Source organism: uncultured Clostridium sp., from assembly GCF_937920395.1.
Lineage (GTDB): Bacteria > Bacillota > Clostridia > Clostridiales > Clostridiaceae > Clostridium_AD.
This window is the reverse complement of sequence record NZ_CALEVF010000187.1, coordinates 1-12194: the sequence shown is the minus strand read 5'-3', so window position 1 is coordinate 12194 and position 12194 is coordinate 1. Positions and strand designations below refer to the sequence as shown.

Sequence of the window (12194 nt, the reverse complement as noted above, 5' to 3'; positions counted from 1 at the left end):
CAAATCTTAAAAGTTATCCACAGTTTTTATTTTTGAATTCTGCAAGCCCCTAAATGTATATACAAGCAATATACGTTTGTTATATACATATGAAATTTACATATAGAATATACATTATCTTTATTAGTGCTCTATTTCTTTCTATTTAAAATAAAAAAGAATAATAGACATTAAGGTAATCCTTAAGTCTACTATTCTTAGTTTTACTATTCTCTATTATTTTATTATTCTACATTTTTAACACTTCAGAAAGTGGTCCTTCAATTATTATAGGACTATTAGATGGCTTTAACCATTTTAAAGTGTTTATAACATTAGACTGAGATGTCGAAATGCATCCAGCTGTTCCGTGCCCTGCTCCTGACCATACATGAAAAAATATACCAGAACCTTTACCAGGTGTTCTTTTAACAGTATTATAATTTATTACAAAACCATAATTGTATTGAGGAATGTACATTTTTTCAGCCGATTTCCAACGACCACGTACAGGTCCTTTTTGCCATGTATTATACAAACTTGAACTGCTATCATCTACCCAATAATCATTCGTGGTGGATTTTCTATATGTCATTGAAGTACCAGGATTCGCATATCTACCAAATGATGTACCTAATGAAAAAATACCTATTGGAGAACGACCATCGCCCTCAACTTTATTATAAATAAAACCTTTATTTCCCACATTGCCAACAAAAGAGGAAACTTGTCTCCATACTCCGTTGACACTTTCAAATGTAGTTATAGTAGCATTTACATTACTATAACTACTAGTAGTAACAACTATGGCTTGCTTTGCATTACCCTTATTTTTTATTTTTTCAATCAGTAATTTTGGTTTAGTTGTTATTTTCACATACTGAGCACTTATGTATCTTGTGTTTGCACCATAAGTTATTTTATAAAAGTTGTTTGCTTTCCCAATCACAACTACATTAGTTCCTTTTTTCATAGTTCCAATTGTAGTATAATTTGCTCCTGCTCCTGTTCTAATATTTAAACTGCTTGCCGTTGTTATTCCATACTGAGTTTTGTATGCACTACTAAATATTTGTACATACTTAGTAGTACTGCTTGTACTATTTTTATTATTTGATTGGTCTATTCCTCCTACATATACCAAGGCAATAACCATAATCAAAGCAGCTAACAATACCCTTGCTCTTAATAAACTCTGAATAAAATGTGTTAAAGACTTAATGTTTTTCAGTTTTATTCCCCCTTAAAGTGTATAGTCTTGTCTTTATTTTACCTTAATCATCTAATAAAATAAAGGTATATACACTTTTATCCTATATCATTAATCAACTTTACTTAATATTTCTTTAATTTCTTTATTATCTGAAATCATAAGATCGAAAACATCGGTATTCCTTTTTATAATAGAAGATACATTTTCATAAATCTGCTTTTCTATATATTCTTCTGCTAAATTCTCGCCTTCTATTAAACTATATATATATTCAAGCGTCTTATCTAAAAATATGTATATATCTTTTAGTAGATTAATATCCTTGGTTTTATAACTTTCTAGGCAAAATGAAACCGATTCTTTTATTAATGAAACAGTGCCAGCACTTATTGTCGCTCCCTCTTCTAATACTAATATATTCAATTCGATTTTCTTTAATTTCAGCAATATATCGTCACTAAATGAGAGCATTAAATTTAGTGATTCTTTATCTGGTTTTTTATTTGTAGGTATAGCTTTAATTACGCTTTGCGATAAATCATTTTTCAAATATGCGTAGGTTGACACACCTGTTATTAAAAATATGATATTAATTACTGAACTTAACAATAAATTACTAACCAATGAAGAAATAACTGTTATGCTACATCCAATAAAAAATAATATCGAAACTTTATTAATTTTATTCTTTATTTTATAAATTTCATACATTAAAGGATTAGTAGTATTTTCTACTTTATTAGGACGTAACACTTTTATAACTTCCTTGAATTTTTCAATTTCTAAATTATTTGAATTCGTTACATTTCGTAGTCTTTCTTTTTCATCTAAAGAATTTTGAATCTCCTTTTTTTTATTGTTTTCAATTTCTAATTGTTTATCTAATAACATTTGGACATCTTTTTTTCCCTTGTCCTCAAATTGTAATAATTCTTCTTTTTTAACTTTTTTTAAATTATAAAGTTCCTCCTTAGTCATTCTAAGATACTGGGTTTCTGAGACAAATAAAGAAGCATAATATGTCATTAACTTATAAGAATTATCAAATATAGTATAAAAAGGTTCTTCTTTTTCTTCGTTCATTTTAAAGACTGAATATACTTCCCCTTCTACTAAATTATCTACATCTAAAACACCTGTATATACTACATCTTTTATTGATTGCAACAACCTATGTGTTGGATAGAAAATTTGATCAGGCACAACTATTTCAACTCCACCTTTTTCATTTATAACCCTATAGCAAGGTAATATGTTGAAGTCATATTCATATGTATATTCAGTTGTTGTGTCAAGTACAATATATTCCTTTTCTTTTACAAATTCAGCTTTTTCTGTACGACATGTTTTTAATTCTAAATATTCTCTTTTCATAAATAATACCTCCTTCAAAAGGAAACTGATTTATTCTATTATACTTGTTAAAATTACTATTAGTGCACTATTTATATTTACTTATGATATTTATTTTTGTTTAAAACATATATGTACATAATTTAATACTCAATTATCATTATCCTTTTATCTTTTAATAAAATATACTCCGAGATATTGCTCCCGGAGTATATTAATAATCAATATTTATTTTACCCAAATTGTAGATCCAATAGGTATATTATTATATATATATTTTGCGTTTTCAAGAGCTAACCTAATGCAGCCATGTGATTCAACTGCTCCTAAATTGCCATCTATTACATTTCCATTCTTATCGTACAAAATACTATGGAATAAGTAATTACCGCTAATTTGAGTGAAATACTTACAATAAACTGGTGAAGCAGCTGTACCTGATTTAAAATTCAATCCCTTAATCCCAACGCGAAAAAGCCCAGTTACTGTTGGCGTTTCGGCCTTACCAGAGCCACAAGAAAATGTGTTAATTAATTTCCAATTATGCAATGAACCATAAAAAATGTATACTCTTTGCTGTGATAGATCTACTAAAATATAATTATTTGTAGAACTTGTATTTTCACCACTATTTAATTTACTTTCATAAGTAGATTTTAGAGCAACATCATTTGAACTTAGAAAAGTTTGAATTGCAGGCTTGTACATATTATCCTCTGTAGGTGTTTTGTACATAGCATCTATTGTTTCAACTGTTACTTTACCACTAGGTATAATATTATGTCTTTGTTGAAAATCCATAACTGCATAAATTACACCTTCACCATAATCCCCATCCACAACAACGTTGTAGCCGTATTTTTTTAGTCTAGTTTGTATTCTTCTTACATTTTCACCTTTGTCTGATGATTTTATTATAGATTTATCTGGCCTCTCACTATCAAACTCAGCTAAGCTTTTATGAATAATCTTACTTTTATTACTTGATACTACAATGGTATTTGTTTTGACAACAACCTTTGACTTTAATTTATAACCAATACTAGCACCAATTACGACCATACATATGATTCCCAAAACAATAATTTTTTTACGCTTCATATCCTAATTTCCATCCCCTACATGTTTTATAATAGTTAATACCATAAGAATTATTATAAGTTCATTTATATACCATATTATAAACGTTACTTATAAACTTTTAGTTGCAAAAAAAGTTCAATAATATAAATTATATTTAGCACTAGCATATATCTATATGTTGTTTAAGATTTAATATTACTTGAAATGTTGAATAATTATCATTATCATTAATAGTATTATTTTAAATCCTGAATTTCTTTTATTATAAAAGGGAGCTCTTCTATAATATGACTTGCATTTACACAGAACATTTTTTTTGAAAGTTTATCACCAGCGTATCCATGAACATATGCACCAATACATGCTCCAGTCATTACATCATAACCTTGAGATATAAAAGATGCGATAATACCTGTCAAGCAGTCCCCCATTCCACCTGATGCCATTGCACTGCTTCCAGTAGGATTAATTTGCACCGTTTTTCCATCTGTTATTATTGTATTAAATCCTTTAAGTAATAAAATAACATTATGTGTTTTTGCAAAAACTTTTGCTATTTCTATCTTGTTTTTATTTATTTCATCTATTGAAAACCCAGATATTCTTGCCATTTCCCCCATATGAGGAGTAAGAACTATCTGACATTTCTTATTCCTAAGAAGTTCAAGATTGTCCTCGAGCACATTTAAACCATCTGAATCAATTACAATAGGACATTTCGAATTCGATAAAACTTTTTTTAGTAAATTCAAAGTATCTAGATTATTTCCAAGGCCTGGACCAATTGCAATACAATCACTCTTAGATATTAAGGAATCTAGTCTTTTTTCATCATTAATTGAGACCGTCATAGCTTCAACTAATTTTCCACTTAATATGTTTTGAATTGAGGTATCACAGCCTAAAGTAACAAGGCCAGCCCCACTTCGAACAGCAGCTTGAGTTGAAATATACGCCGCACCAGTAAACCCAAGTGATCCTGCCAAAACAAGAGTTCTGCCATAATCACCCTTATGTGAATATTTATTTCTTCTTTTAATTAACTCTTTAATAAAATCTATATCCATTACATATTCATTTTCGTGAAATTTGTCTAATACGTCTTTTGGTATTCCAATATTCTCAATAACAATTTCTCCAGTAATGGCCTCTGCATCATAAGAAAGAAAACCTTTTTTATAAAGCTCAAATGTAACTGTTTTATTACTTCTAATACAATTCCCCATCACTTTTCCACTATTACACTCAAATCCCGATGGGACATCGATTGACAATATAGACTTACTATTATCATTCATTATTGTAATTGCTAAAGAATAAATGCCTTTAACTTCTCTAGATAATCCAGTTCCAAAAATTGCATCAATAGTAGTTTCACATTGAATTATGCTTTCCTTTAAAATTTTCAAATCTTCATTATTACTTAATTTTATTACTTTCACACCCATATTTTTAACAATATTAAGGTTAATTAATGCATCTAAACTCATATTTTCCTCTGAACCAAGACAAAATATCTCGACATAATTTCCTCTATTTAAAAGATGTCTTGCTACTGCAAAACCATCTCCACCATTATTCCCACTGGAGCAAACAATTACAAATTTCTTAGTATCTTCTGATATGTTTTTTATTACCTTTAGTGCTGCATTTTCCATTAGAACAATACCTGGAATTCCTAAAACCTCTATACAATATTGATCAATTTTCCTCATTATCTGTGTCGTTGCTATTTTCATTTTCATTCCCCCCAAAAACTACAAAAACTATTTTAATTGTACAATTTTATATCAAGTGTTATCCATATTATCTCAATCTCCATAGTATCATTTTCAAATGACACTATCAATAGATTATAACCATAATTTGAAATTTATCTTTGTAGCTATATTAAGCTATAGAAAATAAATTTCAAACCATGGTTGATAATAAAAATAATATTACATATTGGGTTACTATGCAGTAAAATTACTTATATTGTTTCTAGAGATTCATAATAAATTATTTCATAAAAAATGAACCCAATAACAACAATCGTTATTGGGTTCATTAATTCATATTTTAAATTGATAATTTTGCTATTTTTAGAGCACTAGCGAGGCTTTTAGCTGATGCTATAAACCCTGCTTTGTGACAAAAGATAGCATCATCTATTTTTATAATTGAATTTATCTCATCACTTGATTTCCCTCTAATTGATTCGATTAAATCTTTTCTTGCTTCAAAAGTCCCCGCTGTTTTCTTTACGGTTTGAATCTTATACTCTGTGTTGTTATCTCCAGGTGAAATGACAAATAATACCTCACTGTTTACATCTATTTTAAGTAACTGTTGAAGCCAAGGACTACCCTTTTCCAAAACCATTATTTCATTAACCTCTCTATTTTGAAAGCCCTTATCTACTATATCCCTTGCTTTTATTACAGAAACTTGTCTACTTATTATCCGTTTTATAACAATAGTCGCAAATTCTACTGCTTCTTCAAATGCATCGTCTTTAGATGAGTCATCATCCCATGTAGGATTAAAATTTTGTATAATATCACTTATTGAAGTTACTTTAAATTCTGATTTAGAATCTATGCCATTATCTATAGCATCAATTCCCTGCACTAAAGTTCTATCTATATAATCAAAAATTGATATTATATCATCTTCATTAAACTCAGAATTAAACTTTTGTATTACTCTAGAACCAAACTCTCTCCAGACTAAACCTGATGCGGCATATGGAATGTTATTTTCCCTTATTTCTTTATCTAATTGGTGGTGGTCAAATTCTCCAAGGGATATATCATAAACAAAATCTAGTTTTTTAAGTACCTCTTCGTCCCTTGTTCTAACTACCTTTATATCTCCTAATAATAGTCTTAGCATAGCTGTAGCCATAACATCATCTGCATGGAACTTACCACTATGTGTTCCTAAAGTTTTAATGTTCTTTTCATTTATCATCATTTACCTCTTTCATATTTAGTATCTATATTATAAATCACCTTAAGTTAAAAATAAAGCCTCAAGCTAGTATAAAATAAGCTTAGGCCATTATTAGCATAATATAACTTTAAACTTGTTGACTCACGAATAATACTGGTTTAAGTGGAGTTATTGTAGATATAGCATGTTTATATACCATCATTTGTTTCCCATCGCAATTTAATACTACAGTGAATGTATCAAAACCAGTTACATTGCCCTTTAATTGAAACCCATTTATTAAATATAAAGCAACTTGTATTTTACTTTTTCTTGCCTCATTTAAAAAAATATCCTGCAGATTATTAATAGCTTTGTTCACAAATATTCCTCCACAATTGTATTTTAATTTTACTTTGCTTAGACCATTAATCTTTTATTTTAAATGGTCAATTGACTTTTTATGTAGGCTACAATCTCATCATCGTTGCTGAAATCATCTTTATTAATCCAGTTTACCCTTTGATCTTTTCTAAACCAAGTAAGTTGCCTTTTAGCATAATTTCTACTTCCTTGTTTAATTTTCTCTATAGCCTCATTTAAAGATATTTTATCATCTAAGTAATATAATATTTCTTTGTACCCTATACCCTTCATTGACTGCATATCAGAATTATAGCCCATTTTCTTTAATTTTATAACTTCATCAACTAAATTATTTTTCAGCATGTTATCTACCCGCATATTTATTCTATTATACAATTTTTGTCTATCCATATTTAGTACAAAATAATGTACATTATAAGGAATATCTAAAATGTTCTGCTCCGCCGTAAACTCACTCATTGGTTTACCACTGACCTTGTATACTTCTAAAGCTCTAATAACTCTTTTTAAATCATTAGGGAATAGTTTATTATAGGTTTTTTCATCAATTCCTTTTAGTAAGTTGTGTACATATTCTTTTCCATTTTCTTCTGCAAGAGTTGTAAGATATTCCCTATATGCTTCATCTTTATTGCTACCCGCAAAGCTGTAATTATAAATTAAAGAATTTATATAAAACCCAGTTCCACCAACGAGCATTGGGAGTTTATTTCTATTTGTTATATCACAAATTGCATTCTCTGATCTTTCTTTAAAATCGGCTACACTGAAAGCAACACTTGGCTCTATTATATCCAATAGATGATGAGGAATTCCCATCATCTCCTGATCTGAAATCTTAGCAGATCCAACATCCATATATTTATATATTTGCATTGAATCAGCTGATATAATCTCACCATTTAGTATACGAGCAAGTTTTATAGAAATTTCTGTTTTCCCAATACCAGTAGGGCCTGCTAAAATAAATAAATCTTTCATATTTTCACCTTTTCTATTGTATTCTTTTAAACTTTTTTTCTAATTCATTAAGTGTAATTTTTATTATTGTAGGTCTTCCATGTGGACAAGTAAAAGGTTCATCAATGTATCTTAAATCATTAATTAATTTATTCATTTCTAAATCTGATAACAGATTATTAGCTTTTACCGCTGCTTTACATGCAAGTGTTGCTATACGTGTATATTTGATTTGTATAGTTTCACCACTACCCATATTTTTAAGGTTATCTAATATCTCATTAAAAAGATCTTTAATATCTGGTTTGCCAAGGATTATAGGAACTTCCTTTATACTAATAGTATTTTCACCAAACTCAATAATATTAAAACCAGTATTATTAAACACAGTTATATTTTCACTATAGTAAGCATAATCATCCACGCTTAGTTCTATTACTGTTGGTACTAATAAAATTTGAGATACCACCTGCGCGTTTTTAATTTCTTTTTTATATTTCTCGAATAACACCTTTTCATGAGCTGCATGTTGGTCAATTAGGTAAAGTTCATTGTATGCCTCACCAATTATATAAGTTTTATTAAATTGTCCTATAATTCGAAGTTCTGGGAACTTTGAAATTTTAGGAGCTTCATTTGGTGATGTGATTTCACCTGTCTCATTATTTATACTGACATTCTCTTTGAAATTTTCACTTGTGCTCTGCAATTCTCTAGTGTCCCCTTTAAGTTCACTCTTTGAATTACTTGTAACTTTTGGAAAGCTTGAATGTGCATATGAAGACTCCATAAAATTATCTGCTTGATTTTCATTGTCTTGTCTTTTATATTTAAAATCAATTGGAATTTGAATACTCTTTTCCAATTCTTCTTTGACTTTTTCATCTATAATTGTTCTGTTAAAATCATAAACATCTTTTTTTATGGTATTTTTTTCAACTTCGTATCCACTATTATTTTCATTCTCATTTCTTTTTTCATTGCCATTATTATTTTTTTTATCATCATCAGCTGTAACATCAAAATTACCTCTTAAACTATCGCCAATTGCAGTATGGACTGCATCAAAAACAAACTTAAATATTGCTTTATCTTCCTGAAATTTAATTTCAGTTTTTTGAGGATGAACATTGATATCTATATACTCTGGGAAAATGTCTAAAAATATAACAAAAAACGGAAATTTATTAATAGTTAAAAAAGATTTAAAAGCATTTTCCACGGCAGCAGTTATTAAGCCACTTTTAATATACCTTTTGTTAACAAAAATACTTTGCCTGTTACGGCTTCCACGACTTATCTGAGCATTACCAATATATCCATGTACGGACATTACGTCATTATACTTTTCAAAACTTGTAATATTTTCTGCAACCTCTTTGCCGTATATGTATCTAATAGTGTCACGAGGCTCCGTAGAACTAAATGTAGAAAACACCTTTTTATCATTATTTGATAATTTAAAAGAAATTTCATTATTAGCGAGTGCTAGTCTTCCTAAAATATCCGATATTAAAGCAGATTCCCTTTGTGGTGACTTTAGAAATTTTTGTCTTGCTGGTACGTTAAAGAATAAATCCTTAACTTCTATTGTTGTTCCAACATTACATCCAACTTCTTTAACGTATAGTATATCACTTGATGACTGCGATATTTCCATACCAAAAGGTGATTCTTTAGTTCTACTATTTAACAACGTGCGAGATACTGAAGCTATACTAGGTAATGCTTCACCCCTAAACCCTAATGAATGTATTTTATATATATCTTCAACATTTTTTATTTTACTAGTAGCATGAGGTAAAAAAGCTTTTTCTATATCATCTACATGAATACCTGATCCATCATCAATTACCTTTATGTTTTTTTGACCACCATCTGATATTTCTATTGTAATATTTTTAGCACCTGCGTCTATACTATTTTCAACCAATTCCTTTACTACAGATGATGGCCTTTCTACAACCTCACCTGCGGCAATTTTATTTGAAGTTTCAACTTCTAATACATTAATTCTCATAAGACCTCACATCCTTTGCTATTTTTATAATAACTCAGACATCATGGTAGCAACTTTATTATCATTATAACAGCTTTGCCCTATTAACTAACTCATATAATTTATTAAAACCATCCATAGGTGTTAGATTAAGAATATTTATATTTTTAATTTCTTTTAATATATTATCCTTTTCTATATCTGTAAAGCTTATCTGAGTAGCATCATCCTGCACTATATCAGCTTCATAAGTAACAGCTGCTTCTTTTTCCACTATATTTTCCTCATTAATTTTTTCAGTAGCTTTTCTATCAGTTTTGCTAGAGTGTTCTATTTTTTCAGTTTTCTTATTAATAAAGTTAATCTCAGTACTAGCATTGTTTTTTTCTAATGATATTAAGATTTCATTTGCCCTATTTATTACATCTTTCGGCAACCCCGCAAGTTTTGCTACCTCAATACCATAGGACTCATCAGCTCCACCAGGTACAATCTTCCTTAGAAATACAATTTCATTTTCTATTTTTTTCACGGCAACAGAATAATTTTTAACACCATTAATTATTCCTTCTAGTTTTGTTAACTCGTGATAATGAGTAGCAAATAATGTTTTACTTCTTAAATTAGTATTTTTACAGATATACTCAATTACTGACCAAGCTATACTTAATCCATCATAAGTACTTGTACCTCTACCTACCTCATCGAGTAAAACTAAACTTTTATTAGTTGCATTTTTTAGTATATTAGATACTTCCCACATCTCTACCATAAATGTACTTTTACCTGCAGCAAGATCGTCAGATGCTCCTATTCTTGTAAAGATTTTATCACAAATGGATATATCTGCTGACATGCAAGGAACAAAACTTCCCATTTGAGCCATAATAGTTATTAAAGCTACTTGGCGCATATATGTTGATTTACCTGCCATATTAGGCCCTGTTATTAACAGTAATTGGTTATCTTTTTCATCCATATATGTATCATTTTCAATGAATGTATTCGTAGGCATCATTTTCTCAACTACTGGGTGCCTTCCACCTATTATATTTAAAATGCCCTTTTTATTTATCTTAGGCCTCGTATAATTATTTTCTAGAGCAATTGTAGCAAGTGAGCTTAAACAATCTATTTCTGATATTAGCTTCGCTGAGTTTTTCATTCTTTCTATATGCTTTTCAACTTCTTCTCTTATACCTGTAAATATATCATATTCGATATTCACTAATTTATCTTGTGCACCTAAAATTTTATCTTCCATATCCTTAAGTTCGGGAGTAATATATCTTTCTGCATTAGATAAAGTCTGTTTTCTTATATATCTACCCTCTGGAATCGATGGAATATTTAATTTGGTTACTTCAATATAATAACCAAATACTCTGTTATACCCAACTTTTAATGATTTTATTCCAGTTATTCTTTTTTCGTCACTCTCTAGAGTAGCAATCCATTCTTTACCATGAGCCTTAGCACGCCTTAACTCATCTATTTCGCTATTAAAACCTTCTTTGATAATATTTCCTTCTTTAATGGAGATAGCTGGGCTATTTATAATAGCCTTCTCTAATATATTATGTATATCCTTTAGGTCATCCAATTCTAAATATATCTTTTTCATTAATTTACTGTTTAACACCGATATAATTGATTTTACTTTTGGTATTTTTTCTATAGAGTTTTTAAGAGAAATTAATTCTTTAGCATTAACGTTCTTTGAAGAAATTTTTCCAACTAACCTTTCTATATCATATATATCAACAAGCACATCTTTTAAATCTTCATGTGAAGTTGTTTTATTTTTAATTTCTTCTACGGCCTCTAATCTTTCATCTATCGACTTCTTGTTTATTAAAGGCTGATCTAACCATTTACGTAGTCTTCTAGCTCCCATAGCAGTATTAGTTCTATCTAGCACCCATAATAAAGAACCTTTCTTAGTTTTATCTCTTAAAGTTTCTGTGAGTTCCAAGTTTCTCCTAGAATTAGCGTCTAAACTTACATAATCTAAAATATCATAATATTCTATAGTATCTATATGAGAAAGAGAATTTTTTTGTGTATCTATAATATAACTAAGTAGTCCTGAAATACTACTTAGTAAAGTTTGCGAAAAGGTTTTTTCACTGTAATTATGAAACTGATTTTTTATTAAATTATCATTTTTCATTATAAAAAAATCATTAGGGTATGCAGAATATGATACATTAAATCTCTCTTTAATAACCTTTAGTATTTCATCAGGAATATCTTCTGAGACAATAATTTCTTTTGGTGTAAACTTTGAAATTTCATCTAATA

General features: G+C 28.9%; 9 protein-coding genes. All 9 read right to left on the bottom strand.

What is annotated here, in order from left to right; genetic code table 11:
* Positions 1-229: 229 nt before the first annotated feature.
* Complete coding sequence (locus Q0649_RS11895; RefSeq protein WP_298842036.1) at positions 230-1153, bottom strand: SH3 domain-containing protein; 924 nt, start codon at positions 1151-1153, stop codon at positions 230-232.
* 147 nt (positions 1154-1300) lie between these two features.
* Positions 1301-2566: a hypothetical protein gene (locus Q0649_RS11890; protein ID WP_298842035.1), complete on the bottom strand. Its 1266-nt coding sequence runs from the start codon at positions 2564-2566 to the stop codon at positions 1301-1303.
* Positions 2567-2773: 207 nt separating this feature from the next.
* Positions 2774-3646, bottom strand: coding sequence for a L,D-transpeptidase family protein (locus tag Q0649_RS11885; protein WP_298842034.1), 873 nt, complete (start codon positions 3644-3646; stop codon positions 2774-2776).
* Positions 3647-3864: 218 nt separating this feature from the next.
* Positions 3865-5367: an NAD(P)H-hydrate dehydratase gene (locus tag Q0649_RS11880; RefSeq protein WP_298842033.1), complete on the bottom strand. Its 1503-nt coding sequence runs from the start codon at positions 5365-5367 to the stop codon at positions 3865-3867.
* Positions 5368-5689: 322 nt separating this feature from the next.
* Entirely contained in the window at positions 5690-6583 is an 894-nt protein-coding gene (locus Q0649_RS11875; protein ID WP_298842031.1) for an MYG1 family protein, read from the bottom strand.
* Positions 6584-6692: 109 nt separating this feature from the next.
* Positions 6693-6926: an RNA chaperone Hfq gene (hfq, locus tag Q0649_RS11870; protein ID WP_298842029.1), complete on the bottom strand. Its 234-nt coding sequence runs from the start codon at positions 6924-6926 to the stop codon at positions 6693-6695.
* 59 nt (positions 6927-6985) lie between these two features.
* On the bottom strand, positions 6986-7912 hold the full coding sequence (miaA, locus tag Q0649_RS11865; protein ID WP_298842027.1) for a tRNA (adenosine(37)-N6)-dimethylallyltransferase MiaA: 927 nt from the start codon (positions 7910-7912) through the stop codon (positions 6986-6988).
* A 13-nt stretch (positions 7913-7925) separates the two neighbouring features.
* Positions 7926-9911 carry a DNA mismatch repair endonuclease MutL gene (gene mutL, locus Q0649_RS11860; RefSeq protein ID WP_298842025.1) on the bottom strand — a complete coding sequence of 662 codons (1986 nt, stop codon included), beginning with the start codon at positions 9909-9911 and terminating at the stop codon, positions 7926-7928.
* A 64-nt stretch (positions 9912-9975) separates the two neighbouring features.
* On the bottom strand, positions 9976-12194 hold a 2219-nt coding region (gene mutS, locus Q0649_RS11855; protein ID WP_298842023.1), incomplete at its 5' end, for a DNA mismatch repair protein MutS.